The 16,000-nt window shown below is 65.1% G+C and carries 16 protein-coding genes; 5 read left to right on the top strand and 11 right to left on the bottom strand.

Annotation, left to right across the window (positions count from 1 at the left end; genetic code table 11):
• The first annotated feature begins 85 nt into the window (after nucleotides 1-85).
• Nucleotides 86-541: a T6SS immunity protein Tdi1 domain-containing protein gene (locus AB0L82_RS22225; protein WP_364639221.1), complete on the top strand. Its 456-nt coding sequence runs from the start codon at nucleotides 86-88 to the stop codon at nucleotides 539-541.
• On the opposite strand, the gene AB0L82_RS22220 is transcribed toward AB0L82_RS22225, so the two are convergent.
• The 5 genes from AB0L82_RS22220 to AB0L82_RS22200 all read right to left on the bottom strand — a co-directional run bounded on the left by AB0L82_RS22220 (nucleotide 538) and on the right by AB0L82_RS22200 (nucleotide 7,918).
• Complete coding sequence (locus AB0L82_RS22220) at nucleotides 538-2,541, bottom strand: molybdopterin oxidoreductase family protein (protein WP_364639218.1); 2,004 nt, start codon at nucleotides 2,539-2,541, stop codon at nucleotides 538-540. The two genes, AB0L82_RS22225 and AB0L82_RS22220, sit on opposite strands and share 4 nt — an antisense overlap.
• 32 nt (nucleotides 2,542-2,573) lie before the next feature.
• Nucleotides 2,574-4,118 (bottom strand): AIM24 family protein, encoded by a 1,545-nt coding sequence (locus tag AB0L82_RS22215; RefSeq protein ID WP_364639215.1) that lies wholly within the window; start codon nucleotides 4,116-4,118, stop codon nucleotides 2,574-2,576.
• A 66-nt stretch (nucleotides 4,119-4,184) separates the two neighbouring features.
• Nucleotides 4,185-5,780 (bottom strand): regulator, encoded by a 1,596-nt coding sequence (locus AB0L82_RS22210; protein WP_364639212.1) that lies wholly within the window; start codon nucleotides 5,778-5,780, stop codon nucleotides 4,185-4,187.
• 12 nt (nucleotides 5,781-5,792) lie between these two features.
• Nucleotides 5,793-6,533 (bottom strand): cysteine hydrolase, encoded by a 741-nt coding sequence (locus AB0L82_RS22205; RefSeq protein WP_364639209.1) that lies wholly within the window; start codon nucleotides 6,531-6,533, stop codon nucleotides 5,793-5,795.
• Complete coding sequence (locus AB0L82_RS22200) at nucleotides 6,530-7,918, bottom strand: allophanate hydrolase (RefSeq protein WP_364639206.1); 1,389 nt, start codon at nucleotides 7,916-7,918, stop codon at nucleotides 6,530-6,532. The genes AB0L82_RS22205 and AB0L82_RS22200 overlap by 4 nt, the downstream gene beginning before the upstream one ends.
• Before the next feature lie 254 nt (nucleotides 7,919-8,172).
• On the opposite strand from AB0L82_RS22200, the gene AB0L82_RS22195 reads away from it, so the two are divergent.
• A complete protein-coding gene (locus tag AB0L82_RS22195; RefSeq protein WP_364639203.1) occupies nucleotides 8,173-9,102 on the top strand; it encodes a hypothetical protein in 930 nt (309 codons plus the stop codon).
• A gap of 159 nt (nucleotides 9,103-9,261) precedes the next feature.
• Nucleotides 9,262-10,500, top strand: coding sequence for a TMEM143 family protein (locus AB0L82_RS22190; protein WP_364639200.1), 1,239 nt, complete (start codon nucleotides 9,262-9,264; stop codon nucleotides 10,498-10,500).
• Between the two features lie 240 nt (nucleotides 10,501-10,740).
• On the opposite strand, the gene AB0L82_RS22185 is transcribed toward AB0L82_RS22190, so the two are convergent.
• Together AB0L82_RS22185 and ssb are read right to left on the bottom strand one after the other, a co-directional pair.
• The gene (locus AB0L82_RS22185) at nucleotides 10,741-11,109 is read right to left on the bottom strand and encodes a hypothetical protein (protein WP_364639197.1); all 369 of its coding nucleotides are present in this window, start codon (nucleotides 11,107-11,109) and stop codon (nucleotides 10,741-10,743) included.
• A 338-nt stretch (nucleotides 11,110-11,447) separates the two neighbouring features.
• Nucleotides 11,448-11,858 (bottom strand): single-stranded DNA-binding protein, encoded by a 411-nt coding sequence (gene ssb, locus AB0L82_RS22180; RefSeq protein WP_364639194.1) that lies wholly within the window; start codon nucleotides 11,856-11,858, stop codon nucleotides 11,448-11,450.
• A 490-nt stretch (nucleotides 11,859-12,348) separates the two neighbouring features.
• On the opposite strand from ssb, the gene AB0L82_RS22175 reads away from it, so the two are divergent.
• Together AB0L82_RS22175 and AB0L82_RS22170 are read left to right on the top strand one after the other, a co-directional pair.
• A complete protein-coding gene (locus AB0L82_RS22175; protein ID WP_364639191.1) occupies nucleotides 12,349-12,612 on the top strand; it encodes a hypothetical protein in 264 nt (87 codons plus the stop codon).
• Nucleotides 12,613-12,872: 260 nt separating this feature from the next.
• Complete coding sequence (locus AB0L82_RS22170) at nucleotides 12,873-13,376, top strand: hypothetical protein (protein ID WP_364639188.1); 504 nt, start codon at nucleotides 12,873-12,875, stop codon at nucleotides 13,374-13,376.
• Between the two features lie 55 nt (nucleotides 13,377-13,431).
• Here the strand turns inward: AB0L82_RS22170 and AB0L82_RS22165 are convergent, their stop codons facing one another.
• Genes AB0L82_RS22165 through AB0L82_RS22150 form a run of 4 tightly spaced genes read right to left on the bottom strand, consistent with a single transcriptional unit; the run spans nucleotide 13,432 to nucleotide 15,984 of the window.
• Complete coding sequence (locus AB0L82_RS22165; protein WP_364639185.1) at nucleotides 13,432-14,199, bottom strand: pyrimidine reductase family protein; 768 nt, start codon at nucleotides 14,197-14,199, stop codon at nucleotides 13,432-13,434.
• Complete coding sequence (locus AB0L82_RS22160) at nucleotides 14,196-14,456, bottom strand: hypothetical protein (protein ID WP_364639182.1); 261 nt, start codon at nucleotides 14,454-14,456, stop codon at nucleotides 14,196-14,198. Before AB0L82_RS22160 ends, AB0L82_RS22165 begins: the two co-directional genes overlap by 4 nt.
• Nucleotides 14,453-15,493, bottom strand: coding sequence for an asparagine synthase-related protein (locus AB0L82_RS22155; protein WP_364639179.1), 1,041 nt, complete (start codon nucleotides 15,491-15,493; stop codon nucleotides 14,453-14,455). Before AB0L82_RS22155 ends, AB0L82_RS22160 begins: the two co-directional genes overlap by 4 nt.
• Nucleotides 15,490-15,984: a UTRA domain-containing protein gene (locus tag AB0L82_RS22150; protein WP_364640415.1), complete on the bottom strand. Its 495-nt coding sequence runs from the start codon at nucleotides 15,982-15,984 to the stop codon at nucleotides 15,490-15,492. Before AB0L82_RS22150 ends, AB0L82_RS22155 begins: the two co-directional genes overlap by 4 nt.
• Nucleotides 15,985-16,000: the final 16 nt, after the last annotated feature.

The raw sequence follows: 16,000 nt of genomic DNA, 5'->3' as shown, positions 1-16,000 counted from the left end.
GGCGGGCGATCGCCCCCTCGGCTCTCGCATCGGGTACGGCTGGATCGCCCGGCTCCCGGCCGGCAGCGAGATGTAGTGTGCCGGTGTGGAACTGATCAAATCATTCACCCCCGAACAGTTCGGCGACGCGCTGAGTTCGTGGGCGTGGATCGGGCTCGGGGACAAGACGCCGCTGTTCACCTCGGTCTTCGGTGACGTGTTCTTGGGCGGGGATGACGGCGTGTGGTGGCTCGATACCGTCGAAGGTGAGCTCACCCGCGAATGGGACACCCTCGATGATCTCGAAGCCGAGCTGAATACCGCTGCGGGGCAGGAGAAATACCTGCTCGCCGAACTCGCGGCCGAACTCCGCGCACGCGGGCTGGTGCCGGGGGCGGACGAGGTCTACGACTTCTCGCATCCGCTGGTGCTCGGCGGCGAGCTGGAGGCCGAGAATGTCGATGTCACCGATATGGTGGTCAGCCTGCACATTCTCGGGCAGATTCACGATCAGGTCCGGAAGATTCCGCCCGGCGCCCCGGTGAATATCCAGTTCTCCTAGTCGATCCCGGCGGCGACCGCGTCCAGTCGCGCCGCGGCCACCCGGGGTGTGATCCGGACCCGGTTGTCGTGGAATACCGCGCCGCCGCCGAAATCCGAATCACGTTCGGCGACGGTGGCATTCACGGTCGAACCGCCGGAATGCTTGGCCCAGCGGCCCTTCGGGGTGGCGGCCACGCCGGGGCGCACCCGATCGGAGACCTCGGCGATCGCCTCGAACGAACCGCGATCATTGGCCACGGTGATGCGATCGCCGTCCGCGATACCGCGGGCGGCGGCATCGTCGGGATGCAGGGTCACCATCGGATCGCCCGCGCGGCGGCGCAATTCGGGATTGTTCCCGAAGGTGGTGTTCAGGAAGTAGTGCGAGGCCGCCGAGATCAGCACCAGCCCGTCACCGGGATCGGCGGGCGGGATATACGCCGGTAGCGGGTCGTGGCCCGCCATCGCGGCGCGGTCCGAGACGAACCGCACCTTGTCGACGGGGACCGGGCGCGGTGACACCTTCAGGAAGCCCTCCCGGCGCAGGCGATCCAGGTCATGGCCCTTCAACAGCTGTGCGGCCAGCTCCTCGTCCGAGTCGTACAGCGCGGGCTCGGTGAGACCCATTCGCCGCGCCAACTGCCGGAAAGTCTCGGTGGTGGAGCGGCATTCACCGGGCGGCGGCACCGCCGGTTCATTCCACACCAGATACAGATTGCCGTACGCGGCCAGCACATCGAGATGTTCGGGCTGCATGGTGGCGGGCAGCACGATATCGGCGTAGTCCACGGTATCGGTCGGAAAGTGTTCCAGCACAACGGTGAACAGATCCTCGCGGGCCAGTCCCCGTCGCACGCCCCGCTGATCGGGATTGGACCCGACCGGATTCGCGGCGATCACGAAGAGCGCCTTGACCGGCGGCCCCTCGGTTTCCAGCAGTCCTTCGCCGAGCCGGGTCATGGACAGCGTGCGCACCGGATGCGGCAGCAGATCGAAGCGCACCAGACCGGCGGTGTTCAGGTCGAAGTGCCCGCTCGTCGAATAGTGCAGTCCGCCACCGGGAATCGCCCAGTCGCCGGTGACGCCCGGCAGGCAGGCCAGCGCTCGCAGCGCCATACCGCCGCCCGCGTGCCGCTGCATGCCCTGTGAGGCGCGAATGGCGGTGGGACGGGTGCGGGCGATGCGCTCACCCAGCGCCACGATCCGCTCGACCGGCAGGCCGGTGATCTCCGCGACCCGGTCCGGTGTGAATTCGGCTATGCGCGTACGGAATTCATCCCAGCCCACGGTGTGCTCGGCGATGAACGCGTCATCCTGCGCGCCCATCGACACGATCACGTGCATGAGTCCCAGCGCCAGCGCCGCATCGGTGCCGGGCAGCGGAGCGAGATGCTCATCGCAGCGTTCGGCCGTGCGCGACCGCACCGGATCGATGGCGACGGTGTACGCCCCGCTGTCCTGAATGAACTTCCAGCCGTGATGTCCCGAGCTCAGCGGATTGGTGCCCCACAGCAGAATCAACTTCGAATGGACGAAATCCTCCGGATCCATTCCGCCCGAAGTCCCCAGCGTGTACTTCACCCCCAGCGTCCCCGCCACCGAGCAGATCGTCGGATCATGCAGCGAAGCGCCCAGCACATTGAAGAACCGCCGCCCCGAAAACCCTTCCAGCCCTTGGATATACCCGAGGCTCCCGGTCCCGTGGAACGGCCAGATCGCCTCCCCGCCGTGCTCGGCGACAACGCCGTGCAGCCGCGTGGCGATCTCATCGAGCGCCTCGTCCCAGGTGATCCGCTCGAACCGCCCCTCACCCTTGCGCCCGACCCGCCGCATCGGAAAGGTGATCCGCTCATCGGACTTCAACTGCTCCAGATACCGGTTCACCTTCACACACAGCGCACCCCTGGTGACCGGATGCGCCTTGTTCCCCCGCAACCCGACCGCGACGCCATCCTCGACGTCCACCACCCAGGAGCAGCCGTCCGGGCAATCCAGCGGGCAAGCACCGAGCACCTTCATCCCATGATTCTAGGCGGGATGCTCCCGGGTGATCAGCCGAGGATGCCGCCCAGCAGGCCGCCGCTCTGGCCGGCCTCCTGGCCGCCGCCGGTGCCGCCGATGAGGCCGCCCGGGGGGAGTTCGGAGGGTTGCACGATGACGAAGCCGCGGCCGGAGAAGGACAGGGTCATGCCCTCGCCGGTGCTGCGGCCGATGAGGCGGCTGAAACCCATGGAGTCATTGCGTTTGATGCCGGTTTGCAGGCTGGAGGACCAGGCGACGGCGGCTTGGGGGTCGGCGTAGGTGGGCTGGTCGACATTGAGGACCACGGGGGAGCCGTGCGTGGTGATGGCGATGCGGCCGCGGCCGGTGAAGACGCAGTTGAACAGACCCGCGTTACTGGCGAAACCCGCTGCGCCCTGGACCATTTTGATGTTGTAGGTCAGCGTCGGATCGAAGGCGAGCACATTCGCGCCGTTGATGGTGAGGCCGTCGGTGCCGTCCAGATCGACGGTGTGCACATCGGCCGCGCCATTGGCCAGGAACAGGTCCCCGCGACCGGTGACCTTCATGAGCGGGACGCCCTCACCGGTCAGCCGCTGCTGGATCGCGCGGCCGATACCACCGGAGCCGAGCGCCTTGAATTGCAGATCGCCCTGGTAGGCCACCATCGACCCGGCCCGCGCCATCACCTCCCCATTGACGGCGACCTTGATCATCTTCCCGCCCTGCTTCTGAATGCCGATGCCATTGACCTCGGCATGACGGGGATCGAACAGTTCGCTCTGCATGGGCTGGGCTCCTTGGGAAAAGGCGGGTGCGGCCGGCGCGGAGTAAGCCGGCGACGGTGAATGAGGTTGCGGGGCAGCGGGTGCGGGCGGGGGATATGTGCCCGGCGGGGGTGCGGGCGGGCTGTACTGCCCCGGTGCTGGTTGCCCCGGAGGAGCGAATTGTCCAGGCGGAGGCCCGTATTGGCCGGGCGGTGCGGGCGGCGGTGCGTACTGGCCCGGCGGGGGAGGGGGCGCGCTCGAGGAAGGCGCGGTGGGGTATTGGCCCGGCGGCGTGGCGACAGCCTGTGCGCTCGGTGCCGCGGGCGCGGGCTCATCGTCGATATTCACGCCGAACGCTTCGGCGATACCGGCGAGGCCGTTGTCGTAGCCCTGTCCGACGGCTCGCACTTTCCACGCTCCGCCGCGCCGGTAGATCTCCACGCACACCACGGCGGTCTCGGTGCTGAGTCCGGACATGGGGAAGGTCAAGGACCCTGAATCGGAGCCGATGGTCGCGGTGAGCGTGCCCACCCCGGCGAAGGTGGCGGGCCCGCTGCCGTCCAGGCTGGCGGTGACCACCACCTTGTCCACATTCGCGGGCACCGCGCCGGTCCGCACATCGACCATGTCACCGCGCCCGGCCCCGTGCCGATAGGTGACCCCGGGGCCCGCGGGCTGGTTGAAGAAGACGAAATCGGCGTCGGACCGCACTTTTCCGTCCGTGCCCAGCAGCAGCGCCGAGACATCGAGTGCGGCCGAACCGGCGACGGTGACCGTCAATCGTTCTCCGGGCGCGGGGCGGTTCTCTCCTCGGGCAAGCGTGCTCACGACAGCCCACCCCCAACTGGCATCAGCTTCACAGCACCGAGTGTGCCCCGCACCCGCCCCTTCGCGCTACGTGGATTCCGCCTCGCCCGTGTCGAGCGTGTCGGATGCGGGCTCCGGAGCGGGCTTGGGCAGGAACGCGCAGGCCAGGCAGACCACCCCGAAGAACAGGTAGCCCAGTGCCACCTTCGGCGCGGCCGCCCAGCCGACCTCACTGGCATGGATGAGCCCGATGAAGGCCAGCCCCGCGCCCACCACCGAGGCGACCGCCGCTGCGCGGAAACGCTTTTCGAGGATGAACGTCACCATGGTGCCGAGCACCAGACCGGCGAGCACCGCACCGGAGCCGAGCGTCTTCAACCCGTCGTAGACCACGCCCGCCTGTCCCAGCGCGGCCGCGCCGACCTTGTCCGCGGTGGTTCCGGCGGCGCTGAGCGCATTGTCGATCTGCCCCACACCCCATTCCGCGAGATTGGGCAGCAGCGCCGCGACCACGGCCACCGCGTGCAGGCGCGGCACCGCCTGGAAGGCCTGCGCACCGATCAGCAGGCCGATGTACAGCAGGATCGGCACGATCGCGGGAATCGGCAGAATCGTGGCCAGCACCCCGAATAGGCCGAGGAAGCACATCAATCCGATGATCGCACCGCTGGCGAGCGAGTATCCGGTGCGGCCGCCCGCGTCCTTCCAGCCGGGATGCCCGATGTACACGGCGGGCGGGAACGGCGATCCGAACCCGGAGCCGATGATCGCGCCGAAACCGTCGGCCAGCAGCACACTGCGCAGGTTGTAGTTGTCGCCCGCCGCCGCCGCGCTCTCCACATTGCTCATGGCTTCGGTGAAGTTGTAGACGCCCAAGGGGATTGCCGTCGCGAGCAGCGGTGCGAGATTGCCCAGTCCGTCGAAGAGCAGATGCAATCGCAGATCCGGCAGCCCCAGCGCGATATCGTGCGCGGCGGCCGACACATCGGGCACCGACATATAGCCGCCGATCCAGCCGATGGCCGTACCGACGAGCAGCGCCACCAGGCCGATCGGCACATTGCCCGGCAGCTTCACATCGGTGAAGAACCCGATCAGGATGATCGCGAGCACCGGCAGTCCGATCCAGGCCGCCTCCCACATCTGCGCGGCGGGCCGCATGGCGATGAAGGTGATCGAAATGCCCGCGAGGGTGCCCAGCATGGCCGCGCGCGGGGTGATCTTGCGAATGAACGGTCCGACGAACGCCCCGATCATGACGATGACGCCGATCATGAACGCCCAGGCCAGACCGGCCGACCAGGCTTTCATCGGGTCATTGGTCTTCAGATAGATGGGCAGCATGACCACGAAGACCACGATGAACATATGCGGCACGCTCGGCCCGTACGGCAGCGCCGTCACGGTATCGCGGTCCTCGCGGCGGGCGAGCCTTCGCGCCAGCACCATGTAGTACAGATTGCCCAGTACCAGCGCCACACCGAGCGCGGGCAGTACGGTGCCGAGCACATCGCCGCTCGGAATCTTCACCACCGCAATGGAAAGCGTGGTCAGGGTCAGGACGTTGACGAGAATATTGAAGGACAATCCGAAGAAGGCATTGGTATCGCCTCGCGTCCACCAGGGCAGCGAAAGTGGTGCGGCGGAACCGGTTTCGTCAGGAAGCTTGGTATCGACGGACATGGTGGTTCCTGTTCACTGAGCTGTGGCGTGCGATGAAGCGGTGGCGTGCGATGAAGCGGTGGCGTGCGATGAAGCGGTGGCGGCGTCGAGAGCGCCGATGACGGCGGCCGAATCGGCCACCCAGCCGAAGATGCCGCCCTGCGCGGCGATCATCTCCAGCCCGACTCGCTGGAATTCCGGGAAATACGAACCGACGCAGTCGGATACGACGAGGCATTCGAAGCCGCGATCATTGGCCTCGCGCACGGTGGTGTGCACGCACACCTCGGTGGTGACGCCGGTGACCAGCAGCGAGCTGATGCCCTTGGCCGCCAATACATCCGAGAGTTCGGTGGCGTAGAACGCGCCCTTGCCGGGTTTGTCGATCACCACCTCGCCCGCGAGCGGTGCGAGTTCGTCGACGATGTCGTGGCCGTATTCGCCGCGCACCAGAATGCGGCCGAACGCGCCCGGATCGCCGATGCGCTGAGAAGGGTTGCCCCGCGACAACTTCGCGGGCGGACAGTCGGACAGGTCGGGAAGATGTCCCTCCCGGGTGTGGATAACGGGGATTCCGGCCGCGCGTGCGGCGGCGATCAACGCGGCGAGCGGTTCGATGACGGTGCGCAGCAGGGCCACGTCATTGCCCAGGCTCTCGCCGAACCCGCCGGGTAGCAGGAAGTCGCGCTGCATATCGATGACGAGCAGCGCCACCGCGCTCGGCTCGAAGGAGTATTCGGTCGGCTGCGCCGAAATGTGTTGAACTGCCGTCATCTTCGTTCTCTCTCTGCGAGCCGGACTTCCGAATGCGCCACCAGCGGGCGCGGCTCGTCGAGGATGCGGGCGGCCGCCGCGAGCACCGTGTCATCGGCCAGCGCGGGTCCGAAGACCATGGCCGAGAGCGGGCGGCCGTCCGCGGTCATGCCCACGGGCACGGCGATCGCGGTGAGATCCAGCAGGTTTCCGAAATGGGTGTAGTGACCCAGGACGGTATTGGCGGCGATCGGATCGGCCAGCACCTGTGGCACCGTGAAGGTGGTGCCGATGGTGGGCACCACCATGACATCGAAATCGGCCCACATGCGGGACACCGCGGCTTTGAGTTCCTGGAGGCGCTGCTGGGCGCGGAAGACGTCCACGGCGTTGAATCGGAAACCACCGGTGAGGATTTCGCGGATCACCGGCAGGATGGAATCGGGGTGTTCGGCGAGGAAGGTCTCGAACTCCACCAGCCGTTCGGCCACCCACGGTCCTTGGTACAGCAGTTCGCCCGCGTCCAGGAATGGACGCAGTGTGGTTGCCGTGCAATCGAATCCGAGGCGGGCGAGGCGATCCCGCATCCCCAGGTGCGCGTGCCGGAACACCTCGTCGCCGAAGAATTCGAGTTCATCCTCGGCTGGCAGTCCCACCCGAATTCGCCTGCCGTCGAAGCGTTCCCCGCGCTCGCGGCTCCACGGATCGGCCGGATCGACACCCGCGATCACTTCGAAGACGCGGTCCAGATCCTCGATCTGGGTGGCCATCAGGGTCAGGCAGTCCAGCGATTTGCAGGCCGGAACCAGGCCGACCGTGCTGATCAGCCCGCGTGAGGGCTTCCAGCCCACAATGCCGTTGAGCGCGGCCGGAACTCGGCCCGATCCGGCGGTATCGGTGGCGACGCAGAACGGCACCTCGCCCAGCGCCACCGCCCGCGCCGAACCCGAGCTGGAGCCGCCCGAGATGAGATCGCCGCCGAAGACGCTGCGGGGAATCGGATACGGCGTCCGGGTGCCGTTCAGGCCGGTCGCGAACTGATCCAGATTGGTCTTGCCGACGAAGAGGGCCCCGGCGTCCAGGAGTCGCTGTACAGCGGGCGCGGTTTCCGTTGCGGTGTAGGCGAAATCGGGGCAGGCGAGCGTGGAGGGCCAGCCCGCCACATCGATACTGTCCTTGACCCCGAACGGTACCCCGTACAGCGGCAGTGTCCGCGCGCCCGGCCGCTGTTCGATCTCCGCTGCGGCGGCGAGCAGCTGTTCCCGCGGTACCGGGGTGATCCAGGTGCCGTCATCCCCGCGCGCGGCGATGGCATCGGCCACCCGCGCGGCCGTGTGTATCGGTGACCCGCTACCACTTTCGTGCGATGCCAGAATCTCCGCGACGGTGGGTCCAGGGTGCGACATTCGTCGATTGTCGGCACCGCGTGTGAAGCGGAAAGCCTCCGAATGTATCGGCTGTGTTAGCGCCGTCGGCCGATGGTTCCGCTCGGCTGACCCCACCCCGGGCTCCGGCCCACTCGAATTGGGGGCTACGTGACCGCGCGGTGGGATTCGTATCGTGAACTGACAACGAACGCGTACGAAGATCACGCCTCGCCCGCACGGAGAGCTGATGCGGTATGTCTCTCGAATCATCAGGGGCCGCAGCCACATACCGGTTGAGTGGTCGCGACCGCGTCGAAGCCCGGCTGCTGCCACCGGCGCAACTACTGGCTACTGCACCGTGGGCCGCGGCGACCGCGGTGATGCTGTACGGACTGGCGGTCTGGGCCGGGTGGTGGGCGATGCTCGCGGTCGTGGTGATCCGGGTGCTGTTCTGGCTCCGAGCCATGCTCAAGTTCTGGGCCGCGCCGGATGAGATCACCATGATCCGCCGTCACCGGCAATGGCCCGATATGGTGCCGTACGGACCGGAGCGCACCGAACCCTTCACGGCTCTGGTCGGGGCCATGCTCGACGTCACCAAGGCCGCGGGACGATCGGACACCTGGCTGCGGATCGTGCTGCGCACCTGGGCTCCCGAAGCCGCGGGCATGGCGCTGCCGCGTCGCCTTGTCGCGGTTCATATTTCGGCAGCACGGGAACTGCCGCCCCATCATCTGCGGGCGGTCGTCGCACATGAGCTCGGTCACCAGCTGATCGGCGGATGGATCTTCGCCAGCATCCAAAACCTGGTCGCCACACCGCTGTCCGACGTATTCGGCCTACCTTCAAAGGTACTCATCGCCGTGATGTCCGTGCGGACGCGATGGGAGATCGTCCCGACGGCCCTGATGGCGGCGCTGTACGGGGTCTTCCTCGCCGCCCTCACCGCCGCCATGGTCCCGGCCATCGGGCTGCACAGCGCCGCCACGCTGGCCATGGTCTGTGTACTGCAACCCTTCCCGACGATGTGGTTGAACTGGCGCGGTGAATTCCTGGCTGATCGAGTGGCGGCCGATCTCGGATTCGGCCCGGCCCTGTTCGACTACTTCTCCACCCGCGGTACGAAATTCGAGCCCTTTTCCTTCTCCCACCCGGGGTTGATCACCCGTGAGATACGGATCTGCGGTCGAGTGCGGGACTGGCCCTCTGATCAGGAGGATTAGCGCTGAGCGGAGGCATTGACGCTGACCTCGTGGGCATTGCGCGCTCCCGCCCAGCGCGACCCCAAGCCGCTGCCGGGAGCCCTGCGCACCCTGCTTCGGCGACCCGGGGCCGGCACCTAAGGTGAACTCCGACGGGTCCGCCCGTCGGAAGGAGCATCGATGGAGGCCGAACATTTCCTGCCGTTCCGCAAGAGCGCGGTGATCGCGCTCTGTGCGGAGGAGGTACCCGCGAAGGAACGGGAATCCTTCCTGGAGTTCGCCCGCCTACTCGCCGCGCTGGTGCACCATCGCTATCACGTGCGCGGCGATGGGCTCCTGGACGCGTATCAGGTGCTGGATCCGGCGGCGGACGAGCGCGCGGTGCATTCCGCGACCACCACGGATTACATTGTGGCCCAGCAGATCCTGGAGCGTGAACTGGTCGAGCTCGCCGAGGCGGCCGACTTCACCCGTATCGACACCGCGGAGATCCGCCGGGCCTTCGCCGAGCATTCCCTGGTCAAGGTGCGGCTGGCGGTCGACGATCAGGATCTCGACGCCGCGCTGTTCTTCCGCCGCGGTGTCGCCGAGCGCACCGAACAGGTGAAGTGGCTGTTCGGATTACGCCGTCGCGCCGTCGAATTCACCTGCTATTCCAAGGTTCTCGTCTACATACCGCGCCTGGGTGGCGAGGTGGTGCTGAAGCTGTTCCGCGATGTCCCGCGCAACGATCTCGAAATGCTGTACCCCGACGCCCGAGTCGGCATGCGCCCCCTGGACAAACTCCTGATCGGCGTCCCCGCGATGATCTCCGGAATCATCGTCATAGCAACCAAACTGATCGCCGCTCTCGCCCCGGTCCTACTGCTGCTGGCCTTTTGGGCCGGTCTGCGCCAGGAGTCCGTGCGCCTCGATCAAACCGCCCTCATCAGCCTGGCCGCCGGTACGGGAGCCTTCGGCGGCTACCTCTTCCGCCAATTCTCCAAGTTCAAGAACCGCAAGATCAAACTCCTCAAAACCCTCTCCGAACACCTTTACTTCCGCAACCTCGACAACGGAGCGGGCGTCTTTCACCACCTGCTGGACGCCGCCGAAGACGCCGACCTCAAACAAATGCTCCTCACCTACCACTTCCTCAACACCACCCCCCACCCCCTGACCCCCGCCGACCTCGACACGCAAATCGAGTCCTGGTTCCACTCCCGCTGGAACACCACTTTCGACTTCGAAGCCCGAGCAGGCATCCAAGCCCTCCAATCCCTGAACCTCCTCACCGAACCCCACCCCGGCACCTACACCGCCATCCCCCTCCCCGCAGCCATCACCCACCTGGACGCCCACTGGGACAACATCTTCCGCCCACCCACCTCCGGAAAACGAAAAACCGGTGCGGCCCCAACCCAGGACCACACCGGCTAACGCTGCGCCAGAACTTACTTCAGCTTGTCGCTACCCAGGTTCAGGATGCGGCGAGCCACGATCAGCTGCTGGATCTGCTGGGTGCCTTCGAAGATGTCGAGGATCTCGAGGCCAATTTCACTGACCTCCACGGATATTCGAGAATGCTGCGCTGACCGGGCTGAGAGCTTCTTTGCGATTCTGTCCAGTTCTGTGCTGTTCGGGTACCCTCACGGCCTGTCGACGGCCTGTGGACTGGTCCTACTTCTTGCGGCCTGACAGACCCCAATCGTGTTCCAGCTGATTGACTATCGTTATTAGTCTGGGTGCAAACGGATTGCGGTCTGTTTCGGGCGGTACCCGGTAGGTTCTGGGACCGTATCCCGATTCGAGGGCCTTGGTTAGGTCATCAGGAAGGTAACCTTGCAGGCTTGGGTACCAGCTGAGAAGCGCGATATTGGAGTCGGGAGCCAACTCGCTGATTCCGGTGCGCCATGTGTCGATTAGCTGTCGTTGGTGTTTACGGTCATCGCCCCATTTGGTGACGTTCCAGCCTATGAGAGGCCCAACGATGGAGCCAATACCGCCGCCTATCAGTGAGAAGATTCCCGCGACGATCGCAGTGCCCATATCGGCATCGTATGGGTACTGAGGTCATAGCGTGGGTAGGCGCACCTGCCGACTGTTCTTCTCCCTGCTTCCTCATACTGGCCTTCCTCGGCGGAGGGAGTGCGTGTCAAGGATGCCGAAGGCACCGCGCAGCGGCCACCGGCAGGTGGTCCTTGACTCGTGCTCCTGGAGCGAGATAATCGGGCCGTTGAGGAAGCAGGGGAGCTTCTATGTGTTCCGCGGGAGCGGTTGTGCGGGTGGGGCTTCAATCTAAGTAATAGGCGAATTCGGCAGTTGTTCGCGGTAGGTGGGTGCGGGGACCGGACCCGGTGGTGCCGGGCCCGGTCGTGCTGGCTGGTTCAGAACGGGGGTTCGGTGCCGTTCTGGGCGGAGGCGGGGGTGCGCTGGAGTCGGGTGATCTTCACGTGCTGGCCTTTGAGCTCGGCGCTGATGGTGTCGGCGGTCAGTTCCAGTCCGGCCTTGGGGTTGCCCTCCTTGTCGAGGTAGGGGTTGGCCAGGAGCCGGTGTCCGGTGACCGTGACCAGATCGCCCTTGTAGAGGCAGTTTCCGGCTGTTTCGGCCAGGTCTTCCCAGCAGCTGACGCGGATGGCGGTCTTGTTCGCGTCGACCCATTCGTTGCGGTCGCGGTCGAAGCGGCGGTCGTTGGTGATGATGGTGAAGTTGGTGACCATTTTGCCGCCGGGGGTCGCGCGGGGGACGGGGTCGGCGGCGAGGCGGCCGGTGATGCTGACGTGCAGGTTGCTGGACATGACGGTGGCCTCCTGGGGGTGGAGCCCGGAAGTGGCCGGGCTCTCGGTGGCTGGTGGGACGCCGGACACTGGGGCGGTGCCTGCGCGGTCCTGTCAAGGCTCGGCGCGGGTTCATCTCCCTGAAAAGGATTGTGCGACAGCTCAATTGGGAGATGAATTCGTGGTGACCATGGCTTGGTCTTGGCGGGAGTGTGTGGGTGCTGCCATGGTGGCTTGCGCCCCGCCGGACATCGAGAGACCGGTTTCCGGGGTCCGCGCACGGGTGGCTGCTGGCATGGCTAGTGGCCTGCGCGCCAGTGGCACTGGATGTTTCGATGTCGGCCGCGGTCCTTGCGTGAGCTCGGGTGGTGAAATGGGCGGCGGCTGCATCGTTGTCGGCGGCGGCCGCGGCTTCGATTGGGATCGTGGCGCAGGGGGCGGTGCGGGCGAGACCGCGATCCGTGGCGGCTGTTGGGGAGATCAGGCAGGGACGGTCGGAAGGTGCCTCTTCATGGGTGATGTGGGCGTGGTGGCCGGGTGCTGGATGCTGGCCGGGCGCTACCTCGATGAGGTGGGTAAGCCGAAGGCCGGACTGGGGCTGAGCGTCGGCGGCATCGGTGCCGAGCTCGAAGGCCAGCGCGGGAAGAGCATGCGGCGCAGGGGCATTCGCGTCTTCGGCCGGAATGATGACGAGGCGTCGTTGTGGACCGGGCAGCATGGCCGTGACCGGTGTCGCCGGGTCTGGGCATCGTGCCCGGCTGCCGTGGGCGGCTGACGAATTCGCCTATTGCTTGGATCAATACAGCGGTGGTGTGGGTTGTCGACGCGCCGACGCTCCGGGCGGGCGGAGCGTGCGGAGCCCGCCCGCAGGGTGGCGCAGCGTGGCGGCGGCGCGCAGCGCCGCCCTTGATCCTGTAGGGGCAAATTCGGCAACACTCGATCCTCAGCGGCAGTGATCATCGTCGTGCGGGATGAGGTAATCAGCACTGCTGCGTTCGGTGTCGGGGTGCGAATGATCCTGTGTACCTTCAGTTCATGATCGACCAGCTTGTTCCAATGATCGGAGTTCTTCTCGGGTCATTCGCGACGTACTTAGGATCTTCGGTGGTTGAACGAGCACAGTTCAAGAGGCTTCTTGCGACTCGCTGGGACGAGGGCAAGCTGGAGACCTACGCCGAATACGCGTCGGCAGTGAAAGACATGCTTCGCGCGGCGGGCAGGTATATGGAGGCTCGAGATGACGGGAGGGAACTGGCAGGGTTGCGAGCAGAATTGGAGGCTGCCGACGATGTCAGGTCCCGAATCTTCGAACGTGTTGTGCTGCTGGGGGATCCCGATGTCACGGAGGCGGGCAAGGAGGTCAACCGGCAAGTCCTTGAGACGAGGCGGCTTGCCCTGGACCCCGCAACTCCTGCTGGCCAGAATCTAGGCGGCGATGATGTCGTCGGCGCACTGAATGGACTTCACGAAGCAGCGCGGAAGGATCTGGGTATTACTCGTTCGCCCCGACGCCGCTACCCGATGTTGCCTGGACGGTGAGTTCAAAGACCTACCGGCACAGGCGATATCGTTCCGACGTGTCATCAGTGCACTGCTAGTCGGTGACTGCTGCGGCCTCGGTTCGGCGAACCCAACGGGCCAACTGGGTGCCGTCCGAGTCGAAAATGATGTGGCTGCAACGCATCTTCATCTGGGCGTGCCGCTCGGAATGTGTCACTCGGTTTGCGTTGCCGCTGAGCAGGATTGGCGCAGTGGTTACACAAAGTTCGTCAAGTGCGTGGTCGGCGACAAGTTGGCCGGTCAGTTTTGGCCCACCTTCACAGACGATCCGCTGCAATCCGAGCTCCGCCAGGGTCTCAACGATGGCGTGCGTCTCGATGTGGGTGCTACCTAGCTCAATCACTTGGGCACCTGCGGCTTCGAGATTCCGCTTTGCCGCCGTCGGTGCGCTCATGGTTGTGAGAATGATGGGCGGAACTGTCGTTCGGGTGAGTAGACGCGACTCAGGATCGATGTCCGCGCGGCCGCTGACAACCGCGATCGGCGGAACCGGTGCGAGGCCGCGAGACAGCCGACGGGCATGACCAGCTTCGGAGATTTTGATCCCGATGTAGTCCTCGATGCGGATCGTTGACGCGCCTACAAGTACAACGTCGGACAGATCGCGAAGCAGTTTGAGCACCCGTTGATCGAGCGGGTTCGTGAGCCCACTTGAGGAACCGTTGGTGGCAATCGCACCATCAACGCTCACAACAAAATTGGCGCGCAGCCATGACCCACTGTTGGGCGGGAAGTCATAGAGCTCGACTAGTTGATCGTCGGTGATCTCTGAGGCGCTGACGATACGAGGGATGTCCGTCACCGGCGCTCCGCCTGAACTTCCATACGGCGACCAAGGTTCGCCAGGGTGTACTGGAGACCGTCGACTTCGACCACGGCCACTTCATGGTTGGAATCCAGTAGCTCCCGGATGGAAGCCTCGATTCCACGCTGCCGTGCTGCTTCCAACCAGGTGTCCACGGCATTTTGTCGCCAGGTGGACTTCTCCTCTTGCCAATCGTCGCTGGCCGTGTGGGTGTAGTCGGCAACGAACTCGGTCACGGGATCGATGTCTGTCATGCTTCACTCCGCTTCTGCTTATAGTCAGTTTCGTCCAGGTGGGCCAAGAACAAGCGAGTTGCAACTGCTTCGAATGGTTCGGCCATCGGGTCGGAGTACGCCCGTGCACCAGGCAGAGACGCTGCGAATCTGCGTGTAGCAGTAGCAAGCGTGTCCATGATGCCCGCTGATCGCTGGATAGCAGATTTCTTGGCCCACGCGATCGATTGGGCCGCTTCCGGTAGAAGTGCTTCGCATGCGATTCGCAAACATAGTTTGTCGACCATTTTGTCGCCGTGGTATCCGAAAAGTGCTGGGGGAGCGAAGGTCTCGGAAATTTCCCAGAAGCGGGCAGTCTGGAATACATGGATGAACTTGTCGGCGTACTCGCCCATAACACGTGGGTAGAAGTCCGGCACGAGGCGGTCGTAAACGAAGTTGTTCGCCGTCTCTTTGCGGATCAGTCGATCGAGCTCTGCGGTCGCCTCCGGAGTTCCAATGCGGTAGTCCAGCACTCGACCACCCGCAAGAATGGCATCGGCTCCGCTGCCGGTGAGGATCGGCCCAACATTTCCGATCTGACCCAAGATGGGCAGGGTCGCGAGCAGCGGTATCGCATACGAGACTTCCCATAGTTCGGGTACACCCAAGCGGATTACCGATTCACGTGCCAGGTTCACGACAGCTTGCTCGTCTAGTTCGACGACATCGTGGGTTAGGCCAAGGACCTCCGCGGCCTCGATGGCGTTCGCTCGATCCGTGCCGCCTTCGGTCAGCACCGTGATTGCGTGGGGCTTGGCTCCCAGCTTTACGGCTGCGGCGGCAACGAAGATCGAATCAACACCGCCGGACAGCATGACGACTGGATTGCCAGGGTGCGCCTCCAAGACGGCACCTACACGCGACAGCGTTTCACCACTGATGAGCGAAGCCGCGGCATCGGGATCGGTCAGCTTGCGAAGGTCGGCGTTGGGGGAAGCAATGTCCCGCGTGTCCGCGACGAATTCCATCGCTGTGCCGGTCTGAGCCGACAGGCTGAGGTGTTGATCCCCGGTCATTCTGAAGCTCCTTCGCTGAGCGGCACGGAATGCGTTGTGACGATAACCATTCGATCGCTGCGGATCGAGATATCGGCGGTTTCGACCGCCATGTTGCCTGCCCAATGTGTGCGGGTGATGCCAATGATGGGAACCTTCGAGCCCATCTGAAGGATTCGAACCTCATCAGGTGTCGGCATTCTCGCCCCCGTCTGCTCCTCGACTCGATCGACATGAATGCCAATCGAATCGAAGCGCGCGATCACTCCCGGGTTGCCGCGAGAGCCGTCGACCGGCTCCTCGATCGCTGTTCCGCCAGTGATCGCCAGGGGTTCGTACTGGGTACCCATTTGATACGGCTGTCCATCGTCGGTGAGCCAGACGTACTGACCGACTGTGACCAGGTCGCCGGGGCTGATGTTGAGGCGCGCCGCGATGTCATCCGAGGCTTCCTCGCGCCAGCGCTCCGCCTTCACCACATCGTGCCAGCCGCCCGCGGTGGCTTCATCCATGTTGGGAGCCAGACCC

This window comes from Nocardia sp. NPDC052001, from assembly GCF_040680615.1.
Lineage (GTDB): Bacteria > Actinomycetota > Actinomycetes > Mycobacteriales > Mycobacteriaceae > Nocardia.
This window is presented reverse-complemented; position numbering and strand designations above follow the sequence as displayed.